This is a genomic window from Streptomyces sp. NPDC046349 (assembly GCF_055587885.1).
This window is the reverse complement of the sequence record NZ_JBVJFK010000002.1, coordinates 506,426-526,632: the sequence shown is the minus strand read 5'-3', so window position 1 is coordinate 526,632 and position 20,207 is coordinate 506,426. Positions and strand designations below refer to the sequence as shown.

Here is a 20,207-nt window from a genome sequence, read left to right as displayed (position 1 = left end):
GCGCGTACGCGCAGCATTGGGCGTAGTCCACACGGGCGCGGCGGATCGCGCAAGTACCCGGCCGCCGAGACCGTCGAAACGGTGACGATTGCGGCCGTCTCGCCGCAACTTTCAGCGTGCCCGTGTGCACCTCTGGTGATTCATCCCACACCATTCCAGCTCATTCGCATCGCATGAGGACTTTCCTACCTGTTTGAGGGACGAACGGCCTCCCGGGGTCGGCGACCGGCCTGGGCGTAAGGTTGCGATTTGGTCGCACTTGCCACTCCGCACCGCGGAACCGGACCCGTCCACACCTTGCCGGGTCTCCCCGCCGATCGCAGGGATTACCCAGTGGTACGGATGACGATTACGGCCGAGCGTAAGACCATGGGAGGCGGCGCCCCCCAGTTACGGCCTCAGTACGACTCCCCCGAAAGCGAAGGAACAGCGTGGCTTCCGCATCCGATCGCAATCCGATCATCATTGGCGGCCTCCCGAGTCAGGTCCCGGACTTCGATCCGGAGGAGACGCAGGAGTGGCTCGACTCCCTGGACGCAGCGGTCGACGAGCGGGGCCGTGAACGGGCCCGCTACCTCATGCTGCGGCTGATCGAGCGGGCGCGCGAGAAGCGCGTGGCCGTGCCCGAGATGCGCAGCACGGACTACGTCAACACGATCGCCACCAAGGACGAGCCGTTCTTCCCCGGGAACGAGGAGATCGAGCGCAAGGTCCTGAACGCCACCCGGTGGAACGCGGCCGTCATGGTCTCGCGCGCCCAGCGTCCCGGGATCGGCGTCGGCGGCCACATCGCCACGTTCGCCTCCTCCGCCTCCCTCTACGACGTGGGCTTCAACCACTTCTTCCGGGGCAAGGACGAGGGCGACGGCGGCGACCAGATCTTCTTCCAGGGCCACGCCTCCCCCGGTATCTACGCCCGCGCCTATCTCCTGGACCGGCTCACGGAGCAGCAGCTCGACGCGTTCCGCCAGGAGAAGTCGAAGGCGCCGTACGGCCTCTCCAGCTACCCGCACCCGCGGCTGATGCCGGACTTCTGGGAGTTCCCGACCGTCTCGATGGGCCTCGGCCCGCTGGGGGCCATCTACCAGGCCCGGATGAACCGGTACATGGAGGCGCGCGGGATCGCGGACACCTCCAAGTCCCACGTTTGGGCGTATCTCGGCGACGGCGAGATGGACGAGCCGGAGTCGCTCGGCCAGCTGTCGATCGCCGCCCGCGAGGGCCTGGACAACCTGACCTTCGTCGTGAACTGCAACCTGCAGCGCCTCGACGGTCCGGTCCGCGGCAACGGCAAGATCATCCAGGAGCTGGAGTCGCAGTTCCGGGGCGCCGGCTGGAACGTCATCAAGCTGATCTGGGACCGCTCCTGGGACCCGCTGCTGGCCCAGGACCGCGACGGCATCCTGGTCAACAAGATGAACTCCACGCCGGACGGGCAGTTCCAGACGTACGCCACCGAGTCGGGCGCGTACATCCGCGAGCACTTCTTCGGCGGCGACCAGCGGCTGCGCGCGATGGTCGAGAACATGACCGACTACCAGATCCAGCACCTGGGCCGCGGCGGCCACGACCACAAGAAGGTCTACGCGGCGTACGCGGCGGCCAAGGCGCACAAGGGCCAGCCGACGGTGATCCTGGCCCAGACGGTGAAGGGCTGGACGCTCGGCCCCAACTTCGAGGGCCGCAACGCCACGCACCAGATGAAGAAGCTGACGGTCGACGACCTCAAGCGCTTCCGCGACCGCCTGCACATCCCGATCACGGACGCGCAGCTGGAGAGCGGCGCCCCGCCGTACTACCACCCGGGCCGCAATTCGCCCGAGATCCAGTACATGCACGACCAGCGCAGTGCGCACGGGGGCTACGTCCCGACCCGTGTGGTGCGCGCCAAGCCGCTGCAGCTGCCGGACGAGAAGACCTACGCGGCCGCCAAGAAGGGCTCGGGCCAGCAGTCGATCGCCACCACGATGGCCTTCGTCCGCATCCTGAAGGACCTGATGCGGGACAAGGAGATCGGCAAGCGCTTCGTGCTGATCGCGCCCGACGAGTACCGCACCTTCGGTATGGACGCCTTCTTCCCGAGCGCCAAGATCTACAACCCGCTGGGCCAGCAGTACGAGGCGGTCGACCGCGAGCTGCTGCTCGCGTACAAGGAGTCCCCGACCGGCCAGATGCTGCACGACGGCATCTCGGAGGCGGGCTGCACGGCCTCGCTGATCGCCGCTGGTTCGGCGTACGCAACGCACGGCGAGCCGCTGATCCCGGTGTACGTCTTCTACTCGATGTTCGGTTTCCAGCGCACGGGTGACCAGTTCTGGCAGATGGCCGACCAGCTCGCGCGCGGTTTCGTCCTGGGCGCGACCGCCGGACGGACCACCCTGACGGGTGAGGGCCTGCAGCACGCGGACGGTCACTCCCAGCTGCTGGCGTCGACGAACCCGGGCTGTGTGGCCTACGACCCGGCCTACGGGTACGAGATCGCGCACATCGTCCAGGACGGTCTGCGCCGGATGTACGGGCCCGAGGCCGAGGACGTCTTCTACTACCTGACGGTCTACAACGAGCCGATCCAGCATCCGGCGGAGCCGGCGGGCGTCGACGTGGACGGCATCCTCAAGGGCGTCCACCGGGTCTCGCAGGGCACCACGGGCACCATCCCGGCGCAGCTGATGGCGTCCGGCGTGGCGGTGCCGTGGGCGCTGGAGGCCCAGCGGATCCTCGCCGAGGAGTGGAACGTCCGGGCGGATGTCTGGTCGGCCACCTCCTGGAACGAGCTGCGGCGCGAGGCCGTCGAGGTGGAGGAGTACAACCTGCTCCACCCGGAGGAGGAGCAGCGCGTCCCGTACGTGACGCGGAAGCTGTCGGGTGCGGAGGGGCCGTTCGTGGCGGTCTCGGACTGGATGCGGTCGGTTCCGGACCAGATCTCGCGGTGGGTGCCCGGCGCGTACACCTCGCTGGGCGCGGACGGCTTCGGTTTCGCGGACACGCGCGGTGCGGCCCGGCGCTTCTTCCACATCGACGCCCAGTCGGTGGTGCTGGCGACGCTGACCGAGCTGGCGAAGGCGGGGAAGGTGGACCGCTCGGTGCTGAAGCAGGCCGTCGACAAGTACCAGCTGCTCGACGTGGCGGCGGCGGACCCGGGCGCGGCCGGCGGCGACGCCTGACCCTGCCTGGGGCGGGGTGACGCCGCGTAGGCGGTCCTGGGCGCGGGCCCCGGCTTCGGCCGGGGACCGCGCCTCTTTACGCGTTGCCTACGATGCTCCGCATGAAGGAACCATCCCGCCAGCTGCTGTGGGAGCGGCGGACCCAGACCCCGCTGCTCGTCCTCGCCGTGGCCTTCGCCGTGGCGTACGCCGTGCCCATCGTCGCGCCGGACGCGAGCGCACGGGTGCACGGCGCCTGCACCCGAGTGGAGTGGGTGGTGTGGGGGGCCTTCGCCGCCGACTACCTGGTGCGCCTGGTCCTGTCGCAGGACCGCGTGCGGTTCGTGCGGACCCACTGGCTGGACCTGGCGGCCGTGGTGCTGCCGCTCGTGCAGCCGCTGCGGCTGCTGCGGCTCGTGGCCACGTTGATGCTGGTGGGCCGGCGGGCCCGGATGGCACCGCAGATCCAGCTGACGACGTACGTGGCCGGGTCGGTCGTCGGGCTGCTGATGTTCGGCTCGCTGGCCGTACTGAGCGTGGAGCGGGACGCACCCGACGGGAACATCAAGAACCTGGGCGACGCCGTGTGGTGGTCCTTCACCACGATGACGACGGTCGGGTACGGCGACCACTCCCCCACCACCGGCCTGGGCCGGTTCCTGGCGGTCGGACTGATGCTGTCCGGGATCGCGCTGCTCGGTGTGGTGACCGCCAACATCGCCGCGTGGTTCATCTCCCGCTTCGAGCGCGACGACCAGGCCGAGCGGCTCCAGCTGGCGGCGATCCGCGAGCTCCAGGCGGAGGTACGGGCGCTGCGCGGGGAGGTCGCCCGGCTGGGCGGCGCGGCGGACGCGGCCGTGGCCCCGCCCGCCCTCGCGCAGCCGGGCGCCCCGGCGCAGCGGGAAGCTACCGCTCCCACACCTTGAAGGCCCGTACCTGGTAGGGGGACTGGGGCAGCCAGACGCCGTCGCCCGGGTAGGTCTGGAACTCGCCGGTCTCCGCGCACTCCGCCGACTGGTACGTGGTGACGGGGCGCCCGGTGCGGTTCACCAGCGACTGGGCGCTGGTGCCGGCCGGCAGGGCGGTGCAGCTGTTGATGTCCAGGGTGCTCAGCTCGTGGGTCTGCCGGGTGCCCTTGAAGTCCGGTTTGGCCCAGAGGCACAGCTGTCCGCTCGCGCAGGCCCCGAGGCCCGGCGGGCCCGCGGCGTGTGCCGGGCCGGCGCTGGTCGGGATGAGGGCGGCCAGGGCGAGGGCGGCCGCGGCGAGGACGGTGGTGAGGCGCGTGGTTCCACACGTACGCATGACGGGTCAACTCCTTGTGGACTGCGGGCGCCCGGACCGCTTCCGGTGCTCCGCTGACACCACGCTGACCTGCGGTGACGCCCGGGCGGAAGAGGTTCGGGGCCGGTCCATCCTGATAGGCGACAGCCGCGGCGGAACCCTCCGGAGGTCCTTTCACGCGCGCGGAGTTGACCCGTCCGGGAGCCTGCGCGGCGGCCCCGCCCGGCCCGGTGCGGCTCTGGGAGGCCCGCCCGGCCGACCCGAACGTGTCATCCGGACCCGGCCCGGCACACCTTCGCAAACGGCTCGGCACGGCTCGGCCAATCGGCCGCCGGGCCGTCGGTCACGGGTACTCTGACCGCCCACTCGGCGTCAGAAAGGAGCCCGGCGGTGGCGATCGACGAGGGGACGGCGCCGGCCGCGCCGGTGGCCGGACTGCGCGAACGCAAGAAGCTGCGCACCCGCGGCGCGCTGTTGCGCGCCGCGCTCGTGCTCTTCGTGTCCCAGGGGTACGAGCGCACCACCGTCGACGAGATCGCCGCAGCGGTGGCCGTGTCCCAGCGCACTTTCTTCCGCTACTTCGCCAACAAGGAAGAGGTCGTCTTCGCCGTCCAGGACCTGGTGGATTCGCACTTCGTCGCCGAGCTGCACGCCCGGCCGGCGGCCGAGGGGCCGCTCGAGGCGCTGCGGGGCGCCGTGCTCGCCGCGTGGGACACGGTCGAGGACGCCCTCGGCGGGGTGGTCCCGGTCGACCTCTACCTGCGCAGCTACCGGCTGATCGAGGCCACCCCGGCTCTGCTCGCGGTGCACCTGCGGCGCTCCACGGAGCTCGAGGAGCGGATCTCCAGGCTGATCGCCGCCCGCGAGGGGCTGGACGTGGACGCCGACCCGCGGCCCCGGGTGGCCGTCGCGGCGTTCTTCGGAGTGATGAGGGTCACGGGGCGGCTCTGGGGGCAGGGCGGCGACACGAGCGTGGAGGCGATCCGCCGACTGACGGACGGTTACCTCGACGGCATCGGCCCAGCTCTGGCGGGGCACTGGCGCTGAACCGCCACCAGAAGACGGCATTTCGGATCTTTCGCCCGGGTCTCGGGGGTCGGCCGGCCGCTCCTCACGGTGTCCCACGGTCGGGCGTGAACCGTGTCACCCGGCGCGCCGCGCCCGGAATCGGTCTCCTACGCTGGTCCCAGTGAATCTGCCCGGCCTCGCCCACACCACCGTTTCAGGCGCCGACCCGCGCCCGGCCGCCCTGCGCACCCTGCTCGCGCTGGCGGTCGTCTTCGTCATGCTGGCGACCACCGGCTGGACGGCCGTGCACCGCCCCGAGGGGGGCACGCCGCTGCGCGCCGCCGCCCTCGACGCCTGGTCCAAGGCCCGGTTGGACGGCCGCCCGGTGCCGCCGGCGGACGCCCCGGTGCGGACGGTGGCCCGCTTCTTCGCCGGCCTCGACGGCGCCCAGCGGGCCCGCCTCGCCGACGGCTACCCGTTCGTCGTCGGCAACCTCGACGGGGCGCCCGCCGCCACCCGCTACCGGGCCAACCGGCGCGGTCTGGAGGAGGCCCGGCTGGTCGAGGAGGCCCGCAGCCACGACGTCGCGCTGACCCCGGCCGACCGGGCCGAGGCCACCCGGCGTGCGCACCGCTTCGCCTCGCTCGCCGAACCGGGCCGCCAGATCCTCGCGTTCGACCCCACCGGCGGCGGCCGGGTGGCCGAGGTCTTCGGCGACCTCGACGGCGCCGAGCGGGTGTCGGTGATCGTTCCGGGCGTGGACACCGACCTCCTCACCTTCGAGCGCACCCAGCGCCGGCTGACCTCCCCGGTCGGGATGGCCGAGGCCCTGTACGAGGCCGAGCGGCAGGCCGCGCCGCAGAGCCGGACCGCGGTCGTCGCCTGGGCCGGCTACACCGCCCCCACCGGGGTGGGCATGGACGCCGCCACCGGCCGGATGGCCTTCGACGGCGCCGTCCGGCTGAAGACCCTGACGGTGTCCCTGCCCGGGAACTCGAGCGTGGCGCTGTTCTGCCACAGCTACGGGTCGGTGGTGTGCGGGGTCGCCGCGCACGAGCTGCCCAGACGGGTGACGGACGTGGTGGTGGCGGGCAGCCCCGGCATGCGGGCGGAGAACGTCGCGGGTCTGCGCACCTCGGCGCGGGTCTGGGCGACGCGCGACGAGGGCGACTGGATCGCGGACGTGCCCCATCTGGAGGTCGGCGGCGTGGGCCACGGCGCCGATCCGGTGTCCCCGGAGTTCGGCGCGCGGCTGCTGTCCTCGGCCAGGGCCAAGAGCCACACCGGCTATTTCACGCCAGGTACGGATTCGATGGCCAACTTCGCCAAGATCGGAACCGGCGCGTTCGGTTCCGTTGTGTGCGCGACCGGCGACGACGCGTGTCGGCGTGGAATTTCCGGGACAGAGCAGGACTGACGCGCGTAGAGGCGCGGAAATCGGCCACTGCATCGAGGGGGACGCACGGGGGTGGCTCCCTTTACCATGTGGCGCATGGGTGACGTACTGGCCGGAAACCATGCCGTCTGGGAGTTCGACTCGGACTCGGTGCTCATCCGCTTCGCACGGGGGATGCGGGCGCCAAGACTGTGGCAAGCGCTGGGTTCGCGCCGGATCCCCCTGGAAGCGGTGTCCGCTGTGACCGTGACCGCCGGAAGGCGGGGCACGGTGGTTCTGCGTGCCGTCCCGCGCCCGGGCGCGGATCCGCTGATGGAGGCCGCCGCCGGCCAGCTGAAGGAAGCGTGCGACCCGTACCGGATGGTGCTGCCGGGCGACCGGGCGACGTCCGCCGCCGCGTTCGCCGCCGCCCTGCGCGCGCAGCTCGGGCCCGACGCCGCCGAGCCGGCCCCGCGCTTCCTGGTCGACGTACCGCAGCCGCCGCTCCAGCTGAAGGCGTACGACGCCCGGGTGGGCTTCGACGGCTCCTCGGTCGCCTTCCACTGGTCGCGCACCGGCGCCACCGGCACGAAGTGGAAGGCGGGCGACCAGCAGTACCCGCTGGCCGAGCTCACCGGCGTCGAGTGGCGCTCCCCGGGCGGCACCGGCGGGCACCTGCGGCTGCTGCTGCGGGAGCCCCGGCCGACCCCGGCCGACCCCCGACCGGACCACGACCTCGCGACGGCCGTCTTCGGCGTGGGCTACGGGGCGGTCCACGAGTCGCTGCCGTTCGCCGCGGCCGTCCTCGCCGCCACGCGCAGCCGCACCCCGGTCGCCGCCGCCCGCGGCCGCTCCGGCGACGAACGGCTGCGGCACCTCGGCGAGCTCTACTCGGCCGGCCTCCTGACCGACGGCGAGTACGCCACCCTCCGGGACCGCTTCACCGCCGAACCCCGGTAGGCGTGTCGCGGGACCGAGGTGGCCTACGCCTCCCGGGCCGCCGAGGTGGAGGTCATGTCCGGGTAGCGGTCCCCGGCGACCTGCGCGGCGATCGGCTCCAGCAGTGCCAGTTCCGCCGGCGCCAGGGTGATCCGGGTCGCCGCGATGTTCTCGCGCAGCCGCTCCGCCCGGCGGGTCCCCGGGATCGGGACCACGGTCAGCCCGTGCACCACCGCGCGCTGCTGCACCCAGGCGAGGGCGATCTGCGCGGCACTCGCACCCCGCGCCTCCGCGATCTCCCGGACCGGGGCCAGCAGCGCCGCGTTGGTCCTCGCGTTGTCGCCGGTGAACCGCGGCTGGTGGCGCCGGAAGTCGTTCTGCGACAGCTCCGCGGACGCGTCCGCGAAGGCCCCGGTCAGGAAGCCCCGGCCGAGCGGGGAGTACGGCACGAACGCCACGCCCAGCTCCGCCGCCGCGGCCACCGCGCTGCGCTCCACGTCCCGGCTGAACAGCGACCACTCCGACTGCAGCGCCGCGATCGGGTGCACGGCGTGCGCCTCGCGCAGCTCCGCGCCGGTGACCTCGCTCAGCCCGAGATGGCGCACCTTGCCCTCCCGCACCAGCTCCGCCATGGCGCCCACCGACTCGGCGAGCGGCACGGCCGGGTCGCGCCGGTGCATGTAGTAGAGGTCGATGACATCCACTCCGAGCCGGCGCAGGCTGCCCTCGACGGCGGCGCGGAGGTAAGCGCGGTCGTTGCGGACGCCCCGGAAGGCGGGGTCGTCGTTGCGCACCATGGCGAACTTCGTCGCCAGGGTGATGTCGCCCCGGTGCGCGGCGACGAACGGGGCCAGGAACTCCTCGTTGCGGCCGCGGCCGTAGACGTCCGCCGTGTCGAAGAGGGTGACCCCCGCGGCCAGCGCCGCCTCCAGGGTCTCCCGGGCGGCCGCCTCGTCGGTGTCCCCGTAGAACTCGCTCATGCCCATGCAGCCCAGGCCCTGGACGCCGACCGCGGGGCCGCCCCTGCCGAGCTCGGCCTGCTCCAGTGTGTCTGCGTACTCCGTCATTGCCGTCCCTTCCCCGAAACCGTCTTCATCGCGTACATGTCGATCTTGTAGTCCAGTACGGCCAGTGCGTCCGTCAGCTCGGCCATCCGGGCCCGCACCTCGCTCCGTGTCCGTTCCAGCAGCTCACGGCGTTCCTCGACGGTGTGCTCGCCCTCGCGGACCAGCTCGGCGTAGCGGACCATGTCGGCCACCGACATCCCCGTGGCGCGCAGCTTGCCCACGAAACGCAGCCAGTCGAGGTCCTTGTCGGTGAAGCGGCGCTGGCCCGAGTGGGAGCGGTCCACGTGCGGCATCAGGCCGATCCGCTCGTACCAGCGCAGTGTGTGCTGGCTCAGACCGGTCCGGGCCTCCACCTCGCTGATCGTGTACCGCGCCTGCGTCAGGGCCCGGCTTTGGCTCAGGCTTTGGCTCTGGCTCATGGCCCCCACGCTAAAACCCTTGAGCGCACTCCAAGCAAGTAGGCTCGGCCGCATGGACAGCAAGGAGGCCGCGAGCGGCATGGAAACCCTGCGGATCATCGAGACCTGGCCGGTGGACACCGCCGCCGCGGCCGTCGTACGCGCCGACGGGAGCCTCGCCGGCTCGCACGGACCCGTCGACCACCGCTTCGCGCTGGCGTCGGTCACCAAGCCGCTCGCCGCGTACGCCGCCCTCGTGGCCCACGAGGAAGGGGCGGTCGAACTGGACGAGCCGGCCGGGCCCGAGGGGGCGACGGTCCGTCATCTGCTCGCGCACACCAGCGGCCTGGCGTTCGACGAGCACCGCGCGATGGCCGCGCCCGGTACGCGCCGGCTGTACTCGAACGCGGGCTTCGAGGTGCTCGGCGACCACATCGCCAAGGCCACTGGCATCCCCTTCGCGGAGTACGTGCACCAGGCGGTCTTCGAGCCGCTGGGCATGGCGTCGACCACCCTGGACGGGTCGCCCGCCAAGGACGGCGTCTCCACCGTCTCCGACCTGCTGCGCTTCGCGGCCGAACTCCAGGCGCCCCGACTGCTCGACGTCCGCACGGTCGCCGAGGCCACCTCGGTCGTCCACCCCGGCCTCAAGGGCGTCCTGCCGGGTTACGGAAGCCAGTCCCCCAACGACTGGGGCCTCGGCATGGAGATCCGCGACGGCAAGTCCCCGCACTGGACCGGCCTGACCTCCTCCCCGCGCACCTTCGGCCACTTCGGCCAGGCCGGCACCTTCCTGTGGGTGGACCCGGACGCCCGCGCCGCGTGCGTGGCGCTGACCGACCGGCCCTTCGGCCCGTGGGCGGTCGAGGCCTGGACCCCGTTCACCGACGCGGTCCTGGCCGAGCTCCGCTCCGCGTAGTCCGGCGTAGTCCCGCGTAGTCCGGCGTAGTCCCGCGTAGTCCACGTGGTGCCGCGTAGCCCGCGAGGTGCCGGCCCACCCCGCGTGATGCCGCGTTGCCCGGGCTAGGCCGGCAGTTCCCAGATCAGCAACTCCCCCGGGGACCCGGCGACGATCTCGAGTCCCTCCTCGGCGGTGATCCGCGCCGAGTCCCCGGGGCCCAGCTCCGCACCGTCCAGGCGCAGGTCCCCGCGCACGACGTGCAGGTAGACCCGCTCGGCGGCCGGCACGGCGACCCGCTCGCCCGCGCCGGGACGCCGTACGTGCAGGGCGGCGCCGGCCGCGGGCACCTCGTAGGGCGTGCCGTCGGGGACGCCCCTCAGCACTTCGTACGAGGGATCGCCGCCCGCAGTGAGCGGCGACAGCCACATCTGCACGAAGCGCAGCGGCCGCTCGCCGTCGTTGCGCTCCACGTGGCGCGCCCCGGATCCGGCGCTGAGCCGCTGCACGTCCCCGGGCCCGACGGTGCTCTTCTCGCCGGTGCTGTCCTGGTGGGTGAGTTCGCCGTCGATCACCCAGGTCACGATCTCGGTGTGGCTGTGCGGGTGCTCGTCGAAGCCGGCGCCGGCCGCGAGGGTTTCCTCGTTGCAGGCGAGGACGGGGCCGAAGCGCAGGTTGTCCGGGTCGTAGAAGGACCCGAAGGAGAAGGCGTGCCGGGTGGTGATCCCGGCTGCCGGGTCCCCTCCCTCGTACCGGTCGGCGCCACGGCGTACATCAATCATGAGGGCCACGGTAGTCCCAGCGGTGCTGCGGAGCCGGGCCCGGACACGGGACCGGGCTCGGCGCAGCGTTCCCGATAAGGCAGTCTTGTCCCGTGCCCCAACCCGAACGTGAGCATTCGCCCGCCACCCACTCCGCGCATCCCGCTCCCGCCCATCCGCACTCCGCGACGCTGCGCCGCCTGGAGAAGTCCTCCGGCCGCCTCGCGGCCAACGCGATCGCGCGCATGGACGAGACCCTGCCGTGGTACCGGGCGATGCCACCCGAGAACCGTTCGTGGATCGGCCTGGTCGCGCAGGCCGGTATCGCCGCGTTCACCGAGTGGTTCCGGCATCCGGAGACTCCCCAGGCGATCTCCACGGACGTCTTCGGTACGGCTCCGCGCGAGCTGACCCGGGCGATCACCCTGCGTCAGACCGTCGAGATGGTCCGCACCACGATCGAGGTCATGGAGACCGCGATCGAGGAGGTGGCGGCCCCCGGCGACGAGTCGATCCTGCGCGAGGCGCTGCTGGTGTACGCGCGGGAGATCGCCTTCGCGACGGCGCAGGTGTACGCGCAGGCCGCCGAGGCGCGCGGCGCGTGGGACGCCCGGCTGGAGTCCCTGGTCGTCAACGCGGTGCTGTCCGGCGAGGCCGACGAGGGAGCGCTGTCGCGGGCGGCGGCGCTGGGCTGGAACTCGCCGGAGCACGTGTGCGTGGTGCTCGGCACGGCGCCGGAGGGCGACAGCGAACTCACCGTCGAGGCCATTCGCAGGGCGGCCCGCCATCACAAGCTCCAGGTCCTGACGGGTGTGCTCGGGGACCGTCTGGTCGTCATCGCGGGCGGCAGCGACAACCCGATGCAGGTGGCGAAGTCCCTGATCGGGCCGTTCGCGGCGGGTCCGGTGGTGGCCGGACCGGTGGTGGCCGACCTGCTGAACGCGACGAAGTCGGCGCAGGCCGCGGCGGCCGGACTCAAGGCCTGTACGGCGTGGCAGGACGCTCCGCGGCCGGTACTGGCGGATGATCTCCTGCCGGAACGCGCGATCGCCTCCGATCCGGCAGCCCGGGAACAGCTGGTGGAGGAGATCTACAGACCGCTTGAGGAGGCGGGGTCGGCACTGCTGGAGACGCTGAGTGTCTATCTGGAGCAGGCGAGCAGCTTGGAAGGGGCGGCTCGGATGCTGTTCGTGCACCCCAATACGGTGCGCTACCGGCTGCGACGTGTGACCGACGTCACCGGATGGTCGCCGTCCGATGTGCGGTCGGCGTTCACGCTGCGGATCGCCCTGATTCTGGGGCGTCTGGCCGACGGTGATACCCAGTCCTAGACTTTTGTGGGACATCAACAATTACCCCGACGGTTCTTGGTCCCTGTCCCCACGGGCGGCAGGGACCATCCACAAGAGAGAGTGTGAGGGTGCTCGTACTCGTCGCTCCCGGCCAAGGCGCTCAGACGCCCGGCTTCTTGACTCCCTGGCTCGACCTCCCCGGTGCCGCTGACCGCGTCGCCGAGTGGTCCGACGCCATCAAGCTGGATCTTGCCCGTTACGGCACGACGGCCGACGCCGAGGAGATCCGCGACACCGCGGTCGCCCAGCCCCTGCTGGTCGCCGCCGGTCTGCTGTCCGCCTCAGCGCTGGGTTCCACCTCGGTCTTCGGCGCCGTCGCCGGCCACAGCGTCGGTGAGATCACCGCTGCGGCCATCGCCGGTGTGCTGCCCGAGAAGGACGCGCTGTCGTTCGTCCGGACCCGCGGGCTGGGCATGGCGGAGGCCGCCGCCGTCAGGGAGACGGGCATGGCCGCGGTGCTCGGCGGGGAACCCGCCGTCGTCGTCGCACACCTCGAGAAGCTCGGCCTGACCCCGGCCAACATCAACGGCGCGGGCCAGATCGTGGCCGCCGGCACGATGGAGCAGATCGAAGCCCTCCAGGCCGACAAGCCCGAGGGCTCCATGAAGGTCGTTCCCCTCAAGGTCGCGGGCGCCTTCCACACGCACCACATGGCCCCCGCGGTCGCCGAACTGGAGAAGGCCGCCGAGGCCCTCGCCCCGGCCGACCCGGCCGTGAAGTACGTCTCGAACAAGGACGGCCTCGTCGTCGCCACGGGCGCCGACGTCGTCGCCCGCCTGGTCGGCCAGGTCGCGAACCCGGTCCGCTGGGACCTGTGCATGGAGACGTTCGCCGAGCTGGGCGTCACGGGGATCATCGAGCTGTCCCCCGGCGGCACCCTGACGGGTCTGGCCAAGCGCGCGCTGAAGGGCGTGCCGAGCGTGGCGCTGAAGACCCCGGACGATCTCGAGAAGGCCGCGGCGCTGGTCGCCGAACTGACGGCCTGAGAGAAGGAGCCCACACAGCATGTCCAAGATCAAGCCGGCCAAGGGCTCCCCGTACGCCCGCATCCTCGGCGTCGGCGGCTACCGCCCGACCCGTGTGGTGCCCAACGAGGTCATCCTCGAGACCATCGACTCCTCCGACGAGTGGATCCGCTCCCGGTCCGGCATCGCGACCCGGCACTGGGCCTCGCCCCAGGAGACCGTCGCCGCGATGTCGGTGGAGGCCTCGGGCAAGGCGCTGGCCGACGCCGGTGTCGCTCCCGAGCAGATCGGTGCGGTGATCGTCTCCACGGTCTCGCACTTCAAGCAGACCCCGGCGGTCGCTACCGAGATCGCGCACCGGGTCGGCGCGGTCAAGCCCGCCGCCTTCGACATCTCCGCGGGCTGTGCCGGTTTCGGCTACGGCCTGACCCTCGCCAAGGGCATGGTGGTGGAGGGGTCCGCCGAGTACGTCCTCGTCATCGGCGTGGAGCGGCTCTCGGATCTCACCGACCTCGAGGACCGCGCGACGGCCTTCCTGTTCGGCGACGGCGCCGGCGCCGTCGTCGTCGGGCCCTCGGACGAGCCGGCCATCGGCCCCACCGTGTGGGGCTCGGAGGGCGACAAGTCCGACACGATCAAGCAGACCGTGCCGTGGGACGAGTACCTCGGCAAGGACGCCGGAGAGAAGTTCCCGGCCATCACGCAGGAGGGGCAGGCGGTCTTCCGCTGGGCCGTCTTCGAGATGGCCAAGGTGGCCCAGCAGGCGCTCGACGCCGCCGGGATCACCGCGGACGACCTGGACGTCTTCATCCCGCACCAGGCGAACATGCGGATCATCGACTCGATGGTGAAGACTCTGAAGCTGCCGGATCACGTCACGGTCGCCCGGGACGTCGAGACCACCGGCAACACATCGGCCGCCTCGATCCCGCTCGCCATGGAGCGGCTCCTGGCGACCGGAGCGGCGAAGAGCGGCGACACCGCGCTCGTCATCGGCTTCGGGGCGGGGCTCGTCTACGCCGCGACGGTCGTTACCCTCCCCTAGGGCCGGGATCCACATCCCGGTCTTTCTACCCAGTTACCCAGAGAAGGAGCGCCACATGGCCGCCACGCAGCAGGAGATCGTCGAGGGCCTCGCCGAGATCGTCAACGAGATCGCGGGCATCCCGGTCGAGGACGTCGAGATCGACAAGTCCTTCACCGACGACCTGGACGTCGACTCCCTGTCCATGGTCGAGGTCGTCGTCGCCGCCGAAGAGCGCTTCGACGTCAAGATCCCGGACGAGGACGTCAAGAACCTCAAGACGGTCGGCGACGCCGCGGAATACATCCTGAAGCACCAGGCCTGAGCCTGACGAGCGTTTGTCGCCACCCGGCGGTGGCGCCGTGACAATTCAGCACCCTCTGAGACGTGGAGAAAGAATTCCTGTGAGCCCGACCAATCGCACCGTGGTCGTCACCGGTATCGGCGCAACCACTCCGCTGGGTGGCGACAGCGCTTCGACCTGGGAAGGTCTGCTCGCCGGCCGCTCCGGCGTCAAGCCCCTGGAGGGCGAGCGCTTCGCCGAACTCCCGGTACGCATCGCCGCCCCGGTCGCCGTGGACCCGAGTGAGGTCCTGCCCCGGCCGCTGGCCCGCAAGCTGGACCGCTCGGCGCAGTTCGCCGTCATCGCGGCCCGCGAGGCGTGGGCCGACGCCGGCTACACCGCTCCGGCGGGCGAGGACGAGTCCGTCGCGCCCGACCGCCTGGGCACCGTGATCGCCTCCGGCATCGGCGGCGTCACCACTCTGCTCGACCAGTACGACGTGCTGAAGGAAAAGGGCGTGCGCCGGGTCTCCCCGCACACCGTCCCCATGCTCATGCCGAACGGCCCGTCGGCCAACGTCGGCCTCGAGGTCAACGCCCAGGCGGGCGTGCATACTCCGGTCAGCGCCTGCGCGTCCGGAGCCGAGGCCATCGGCTACGCCGTCGAGATGATCCGCACCGGCCGCGCCGACGTGGTCGTCGCGGGCGGCACCGAGGCCGCGATCCACCCGCTGCCGATCGCCGCCTTCGCCAACATGATGGCGATGTCGAAGAACAACGAGAGCCCCGAGACGGCCTCCCGTCCGTACGACAAGGCCCGTGACGGCTTCGTGCTCGGCGAGGGCGCGGGCGTCGTCATCCTGGAGTCGGCCGAGCACGCCGCCAAGCGCGGCGCCCGGGTCTACTGCGAGGTGCTGGGCCAGGGCCTGTCCGCGGACAGCCACCACATCGCGCAGCCCGAGCCGACCGGCCGCGGTGTCGCGGCCGCGGTGCAGAACCTGCTCGACAACACGGGTCTCGACCCGGCCGAGCTGGTCCACGTCAACGCGCACGCCACGTCCACCCCGCAGGGTGACACGGCCGAGATCAAGGCCCTGCGCAAGGTCCTGGGCGACGACCTCGACCACATCGCGATCTCCGCGACCAAGTCGATGACCGGTCACCTGCTGGGCGGCGCGGGCGGCATCGAGACGGTCGCGACGGTGCTGGCGCTGTACCACCGCCTGGCCCCGCCGACGATCAACGTCGACGCGCTCGACGACGACATCGACGCGGACATCGTCCGGGACGAGCCGCGCAAGCTGCCGGCCGACGGCCCGATCTCCGCGATCAACAACTCCTTCGGCTTCGGCGGCCACAACGTGACGCTCGCCTTCCGAAGCGTCTGATCCGCCATGTGAGGGGCCCCGCACGGTAGTCGCCGTGCGGGGCCCCTCACGTTCCACCCGGCCGTGCCGCCGGTCAGACCACCTGGTGGAGCCAGCGGACCGGGGCGCCCTCGCCCGCGTAGCGGAAGGGCTCCAGTTCGTCGTCCCAGGGCTTGCCGAGCAGCTTGGCGATCTCCGCCTCCAGGTCGGTCTCGCCGCGCGAGGACCGGGCCAGTGCGGCGCGCAGCCGGTCCTCCGGGATCAGGATGTCGCCGTGCAGGCCGGTGACGGCATGGAAGATGCCGAGCTCCGGTGTGGAGCTGTAGCGCTCGCCCTCGGCGGTCGGACAGGGCTCCGCGGTCACCTCGAAGCGCAGCAGGTGCCAGCCGCGCAGCGCGGAGGCGAGTTTCGAGGCGGTGCCCGCTTCGGCCTGCCAGGAGAACTCGGCTCTCCAGGTGCCCGGGGAGGCGGGCTGCCGGATCCAGTCGAGGTTCACCCGCACCCCGAGCACGCCCGCTACGGCCCATTCCACGTGCGGGCAGAGCGCGCGCGGTGCGGAATGCACGTACAGAACTCCACGTGTCGTCACCGGGACCTCCAGTGGTGGACGAGGTCGGGAATAAACTCCAGAAAACGGACAGTTTGTGACGTGATGTAATGTAACGGAAATTATTTGACATTGCGCAACGGGACCTGCGGCCGAAACGCCACGGGAAAAAGCTACCGTGCGCCAGGGGTCCTGGTGTGACGTACGGTCGCTCCGAGGCCGGTAAACACAGAGCTTTCACTCAGCAGGACCCCCCGAACGGCGTGGGGGCCACAAGGAGGGTCCTTCCCATGCGCACCACCGCTCCCCGCCGCCGCGCGCGCCGTGCTCTGGCGGGTGCGGGCGCGGCGGTCGCGCTGCTGGCCGGGGCCCTGACAGGGTGCCAGTCGGGCGGGGCGGCCGACCCGGGCGAGGGCGGGGCGCAGTCGGCTCCCCGGTGGAACACGGCACCCGCCTCGATCGCGGCCGTCGGCGACTCCATCACACGTGGTTTCGACGCCTGTTCGGTCCTCGCCGACTGCCCCGAGGTCTCCTGGGCCACCGGCAGCGACCCCGCCGTCCGCTCCCTCGCCGCCCGGCTGCTCGGGGACTCCGCGGTGCCCGAGCGCAGCTGGAACTACGCGGTGACCGGCTCGCGGATGGCGGACCTGCCGGGCCAGCTGACGGCGGCCGCCGCGCACAAGCCCGACCTGGTCACGGTGATGGTGGGGTCGAACGACGCCTGCCGGCCCACCGCTTCGTCCATGACCCCGGTGGCGGAGTTCCGGTCCGGTTTCGAACAGGCCCTGGCCCAGCTGCGGGCCGCCTCCCCGGCCTCCCAGGTGTACGTCTCCAGCGTGCCCGACCTGCAACGGCTGTGGGAGCAGGGCAAGGACCTCCCGATGGTGCGCCAGGTCTGGAAGCTGGGCATCTGCCAGTCGATGCTGGCCGATCCGCTGTCGCTGGCCACGGGGGCCACGGCGCGGCGCGAGCAGGTGCGGGCGCGGGTGGTCGAGTACAACGAGGTGCTGCGCGAGGTCTGCGGAAAGGACCCGCTGTGCCGCTACGACGGCGGCGCGGTGTTCCAGTACCCCTTCGCCGCGGAGCAGTTGAGCCGCTGGGACTGGTTCCACCCGGGCCGGGACGGGCAGGCGCGGCTGGCGGAACTGGCGCACCGCCAGGTGACGGCGGCGCAGCCGCCGCGTTGACGCTGCCGTGCGCGCAGGGGCCGGGAGCGGGTGTCAGGTCCCGCCCCCGGACCGGCTTTCAGGGGTGCTTTCCGGCCATACGGCGTGTCACGTGATGTCGAGCGTCGCAGTCAGCCGGGTGTCGCCGTGCGCGCGGCTCACGCGGACCTCGTAGGCGCCGCCGATCCGGCGCCAGCCGCGGGCCTCCTCGTCCCAGATCTCGAAGGCCCGGGCGGGCAGCGGGATCTCGGTCTCGACGCTCTCGCCGGGGCCCGCGGCGACGCCGGCGAAGCCGGCGAGCCAGCTCGCCGGACGCTCCACGGTGTCCTCCAGGGGCGCCAGGTAGACCTGGACGACCTCGCGGCCGGGCCGGGTGCCGGTGTTGGTGACGCGGACCCGTACGGCGTCGGGGCCGGCCTCCAGCGACTCGTACGCCCAGTCGGTGTAGCCGAGGCCGTGCCCGAAGGGGTAAGCGGGGACGACGCCCTGCCTCTCGTAGGCCCGGTAGCCGATGAAGAGGCCCTCGCCGTACTCCAGCCGCCCGTCGGTGGGGACGACGGCGGTGACGGGTGCGTCCGCGAGCCGGGCCGGCCAGGTGGTGGGCAGCCGGCCGCCCGGCTCCGCCTCGCCGAGGAGCACGTCGGCCAGGGCGGCTCCGCCCTCCTGCCCGGGGAACCAGGTGAGCAGGACGGCGGCGACGTCCTCGCGCCACGGGAGCTCCACCGGGGAGCCGGCGTTGACGACGACCACGGTGTTCGGGTTGACGGCGGCGACGGCCCGCACCAGGTCGTCCTGGCGGCCCGGAAGGGCGAGGTCGGCGCGGTCGAAGCCCTCGGACTCGACGCGTTCGGTCGTGGCGACGACCACGACCGCGGTGTCGGCGGCCCGGGCGGCCTCCACCGCCTCGGCGATCAGATCGTCGGGGTCGCGCCGCGGGCCGAGGTGGAGCAGCGAGAACACGATCGCCTTGAGCGGCAGCGCGGTCATGTCGGGGACCCGGTAGGTCAGCGACACCTCGACGGGCTTGCCCTCGGCGAGAGTGACGCGGGCTCGCTCGCCGGGCGTCCCGAAGAAGGCCTCGAAGGGGTCGGCCTCGTCGCCCATCTCCTGGACGCCGCTCCACAGGTGCCGTCCGCCGACCGCGAGGGAGAAGGCGCCGAGTCCGCGGGTGCCGAAGGTGTGCTCGCCGCTCTCGCGCGGCACGAACGTGCCGCGGACCTCGATGCTCGCGATCGTCTCGTACGTGGCGCCCGCGGGCAGGTCGTCACCGATCCACCGGACCTGGCCGGTGGGGAGACCGCCCTCGCCGAGGACGGCCCCGGAGGCGTCACGGCACACGGCGACGAGCTCGAACCCCTTGTCGGCGGGGGTGGGCTCCTCGGAGGGGTCGGCCCCGACGGCATAGGTCAGGGACCCCTCCGGGAGGGCCGCGGCGAGGCCGTCGAGCGGCGAGACGACCCGCTCGGGGAAGACGGTGGCGCTGCCGCCGCCGAGCACCCGAGCGTCGCGCGCGGCGGCCCCGAGGAGGGCGACGGTGCGCCCGGAGGAGGCGTCCAGCGGCAGGAGTCCGTCCTCGTTGCGCACGAGGACGGACCCGCGGGCGGCGAGCTCCCGGGCCAGCGCCTGTCCGTCGAGCGGGGCCGGGAGGGTCTCGACGGCGGCGGGGGCGCCCTCCAGCGCCCCGACGCGGGCGGCGAGGCGCAGGACGTTGCGCACGGCGTCGTCGACGGCCGACTCGATGACCTCGCCGGCGCGGACGGCCTCGGCGAGGGCGGGTCCGTAGACGGTGGTCGGGCCGGGCATGGCCACGTCCATGCCGCCCCGGATGTCGCCGGTGGTGGAGCGGCCGGCCATCCAGTCGGAGACGTTGCAGCCGTCGAAGCCCCACTCGCCGCGCAGGACCTCGTTCACCAGGTGGCGGTGCGCGGTCATCGTCGTGCCGTTGACCTGGTTGTAGGCGGTCATGATGCCCCACGGGTGGGCATTGGCGACGATGGCCTCGAAGGGGGCCAGGTACAGCTCGCGGAGCGGGCGCGGGGCGATGACGCTGTCGACGGTGAACCGGTCGGTCTCGGCGTCGTTGCCGACGAAGTGCTTGACCGTGGTCCCGACGCCGCCGTCCTGAACGCCTCTCACGTAGCCGCTGCCGATGGCCCCGGTGAGGTACGGGTCCTCGGAGTAGCACTCGAAGTGCCGGCCGCCGATCGGGGAGCGGTGCAGGTTGACGGTGGGGGCCAGCAGGACGTGGACGCCCTTGCGGCGGGCCTCCTGGGCGAGGAGCCGGCCGGCGCGGCGGGCGAGTTCCGGGTCCCAGGCGGCGGCGAGCGAGGTCGGGGAGGGCAGGGCGACGGACGGGTCGTCGGCTGTCCAGCGCACGCCGCGCACCCCGATGGGGCCGTCGGACATGACCAGGGACTTCAGCCCGATGGCGGGGATCGCGCGCAGGGACCACATGTCCTGGCCCGCCAGCAGAAGGGTCTTGGTGTCGAGATCGAGCTTGCCGAGCGCCGCCTCCACGGCGTCGTCCCGTATCTGATCGCGGACCTGATCGGCGTCGGTCACGGCCGTGTCTCCTCGTCGAGAGCGGTGCGGTTGCGCGGTGCGGCGCTGCGCGGCGCCCCCATCGTGGACCCG

Annotated in this window: 18 protein-coding genes; 12 read left to right on the top strand and 6 right to left on the bottom strand. The window is 72.2% G+C overall.

Going from position 1 to position 20,207, the window contains the following annotated elements:
- Nucleotides 1-431: 431 nt before the first annotated feature.
- Entirely contained in the window at nucleotides 432-3,164 is a 2,733-nt protein-coding gene (aceE, locus tag ACZ6JS_RS06045) for a pyruvate dehydrogenase (acetyl-transferring), homodimeric type (RefSeq protein ID WP_469296094.1), read from the top strand.
- A gap of 101 nt (nucleotides 3,165-3,265) precedes the next feature.
- Nucleotides 3,266-4,069, top strand: coding sequence for a potassium channel family protein (locus ACZ6JS_RS06040; RefSeq protein ID WP_469296092.1), 804 nt, complete (start codon nucleotides 3,266-3,268; stop codon nucleotides 4,067-4,069).
- Here ACZ6JS_RS06040 and ACZ6JS_RS06035 read toward each other — a convergent pair.
- Nucleotides 4,050-4,445: a peptidase inhibitor family I36 protein gene (locus ACZ6JS_RS06035; RefSeq protein ID WP_469296090.1), complete on the bottom strand. Its 396-nt coding sequence runs from the start codon at nucleotides 4,443-4,445 to the stop codon at nucleotides 4,050-4,052. The two genes, ACZ6JS_RS06040 and ACZ6JS_RS06035, sit on opposite strands and share 20 nt — an antisense overlap.
- 369 nt (nucleotides 4,446-4,814) lie before the next feature.
- Between ACZ6JS_RS06035 and ACZ6JS_RS06030 the strand changes: the two genes are divergently transcribed.
- From ACZ6JS_RS06030 to ACZ6JS_RS06020, 3 genes are all read left to right on the top strand, one after another.
- Nucleotides 4,815-5,471: a TetR/AcrR family transcriptional regulator gene (locus tag ACZ6JS_RS06030; RefSeq protein ID WP_469296088.1), complete on the top strand. Its 657-nt coding sequence runs from the start codon at nucleotides 4,815-4,817 to the stop codon at nucleotides 5,469-5,471.
- A 238-nt stretch (nucleotides 5,472-5,709) separates the two neighbouring features.
- The gene (locus ACZ6JS_RS06025; protein ID WP_469296425.1) at nucleotides 5,710-6,849 is read left to right on the top strand and encodes an alpha/beta hydrolase; all 1,140 of its coding nucleotides are present in this window, start codon (nucleotides 5,710-5,712) and stop codon (nucleotides 6,847-6,849) included.
- A 66-nt stretch (nucleotides 6,850-6,915) separates the two neighbouring features.
- On the top strand, nucleotides 6,916-7,767 hold the full coding sequence (locus ACZ6JS_RS06020) for a DUF4429 domain-containing protein (protein WP_469296422.1): 852 nt from the start codon (nucleotides 6,916-6,918) through the stop codon (nucleotides 7,765-7,767).
- Between the two features lie 23 nt (nucleotides 7,768-7,790).
- Here ACZ6JS_RS06020 and ACZ6JS_RS06015 read toward each other — a convergent pair whose 3' ends face one another.
- Entirely contained in the window at nucleotides 7,791-8,813 is a 1,023-nt protein-coding gene (locus tag ACZ6JS_RS06015) for an aldo/keto reductase (protein WP_469296087.1), read from the bottom strand.
- Nucleotides 8,810-9,232: a MerR family transcriptional regulator gene (locus ACZ6JS_RS06010; RefSeq protein ID WP_469296085.1), complete on the bottom strand. Its 423-nt coding sequence runs from the start codon at nucleotides 9,230-9,232 to the stop codon at nucleotides 8,810-8,812. The genes ACZ6JS_RS06015 and ACZ6JS_RS06010 overlap by 4 nt, the downstream gene beginning before the upstream one ends.
- 79 nt (nucleotides 9,233-9,311) lie before the next feature.
- Between ACZ6JS_RS06010 and ACZ6JS_RS06005 the strand changes: the two genes are divergently transcribed.
- On the top strand, nucleotides 9,312-10,130 hold the full coding sequence (locus ACZ6JS_RS06005; RefSeq protein ID WP_469296421.1) for a serine hydrolase domain-containing protein: 819 nt from the start codon (nucleotides 9,312-9,314) through the stop codon (nucleotides 10,128-10,130).
- A gap of 104 nt (nucleotides 10,131-10,234) precedes the next feature.
- Here the strand turns inward: ACZ6JS_RS06005 and ACZ6JS_RS06000 are convergent, their stop codons facing one another.
- Nucleotides 10,235-10,891, bottom strand: a complete 657-nt coding sequence (locus tag ACZ6JS_RS06000) for a pirin family protein (protein WP_469296083.1) — start codon at nucleotides 10,889-10,891, stop codon at nucleotides 10,235-10,237.
- A 92-nt stretch (nucleotides 10,892-10,983) separates the two neighbouring features.
- Between ACZ6JS_RS06000 and ACZ6JS_RS05995 the strand changes: the two genes are divergently transcribed.
- The 5 genes from ACZ6JS_RS05995 to fabF all read left to right on the top strand — a co-directional run bounded on the left by ACZ6JS_RS05995 (nucleotide 10,984) and on the right by fabF (nucleotide 15,881).
- The gene (locus ACZ6JS_RS05995) at nucleotides 10,984-12,201 is read left to right on the top strand and encodes a PucR family transcriptional regulator (protein ID WP_469296081.1); all 1,218 of its coding nucleotides are present in this window, start codon (nucleotides 10,984-10,986) and stop codon (nucleotides 12,199-12,201) included.
- Nucleotides 12,202-12,290: 89 nt separating this feature from the next.
- Nucleotides 12,291-13,208, top strand: a complete 918-nt coding sequence (locus tag ACZ6JS_RS05990) for an ACP S-malonyltransferase (protein WP_469296079.1) — start codon at nucleotides 12,291-12,293, stop codon at nucleotides 13,206-13,208.
- Between the two features lie 19 nt (nucleotides 13,209-13,227).
- A complete protein-coding gene (locus ACZ6JS_RS05985; RefSeq protein WP_469296077.1) occupies nucleotides 13,228-14,232 on the top strand; it encodes a beta-ketoacyl-ACP synthase 3 in 1,005 nt (334 codons plus the stop codon).
- 55 nt (nucleotides 14,233-14,287) lie between these two features.
- Nucleotides 14,288-14,536 carry an acyl carrier protein gene (locus ACZ6JS_RS05980; RefSeq protein ID WP_030026030.1) on the top strand — a complete coding sequence of 83 codons (249 nt, stop codon included), beginning with the start codon at nucleotides 14,288-14,290 and terminating at the stop codon, nucleotides 14,534-14,536.
- A gap of 79 nt (nucleotides 14,537-14,615) precedes the next feature.
- Nucleotides 14,616-15,881: a beta-ketoacyl-ACP synthase II gene (gene fabF, locus ACZ6JS_RS05975; protein ID WP_076043578.1), complete on the top strand. Its 1,266-nt coding sequence runs from the start codon at nucleotides 14,616-14,618 to the stop codon at nucleotides 15,879-15,881.
- A gap of 73 nt (nucleotides 15,882-15,954) precedes the next feature.
- On the opposite strand, the gene ACZ6JS_RS05970 is transcribed toward fabF, so the two are convergent.
- Nucleotides 15,955-16,449 carry a DUF3145 domain-containing protein gene (locus tag ACZ6JS_RS05970; protein WP_030841205.1) on the bottom strand — a complete coding sequence of 165 codons (495 nt, stop codon included), beginning with the start codon at nucleotides 16,447-16,449 and terminating at the stop codon, nucleotides 15,955-15,957.
- 248 nt (nucleotides 16,450-16,697) lie between these two features.
- Between ACZ6JS_RS05970 and ACZ6JS_RS05965 the strand changes: the two genes are divergently transcribed.
- Nucleotides 16,698-17,594, top strand: coding sequence for an SGNH/GDSL hydrolase family protein (locus tag ACZ6JS_RS05965; RefSeq protein WP_469296075.1), 897 nt, complete (start codon nucleotides 16,698-16,700; stop codon nucleotides 17,592-17,594).
- An 87-nt stretch (nucleotides 17,595-17,681) separates the two neighbouring features.
- Here the strand turns inward: ACZ6JS_RS05965 and ACZ6JS_RS05960 are convergent, their stop codons facing one another.
- The gene (locus tag ACZ6JS_RS05960; RefSeq protein ID WP_469296074.1) at nucleotides 17,682-20,135 is read right to left on the bottom strand and encodes a beta-glucosidase; all 2,454 of its coding nucleotides are present in this window, start codon (nucleotides 20,133-20,135) and stop codon (nucleotides 17,682-17,684) included.
- Nucleotides 20,136-20,207: the final 72 nt, after the last annotated feature.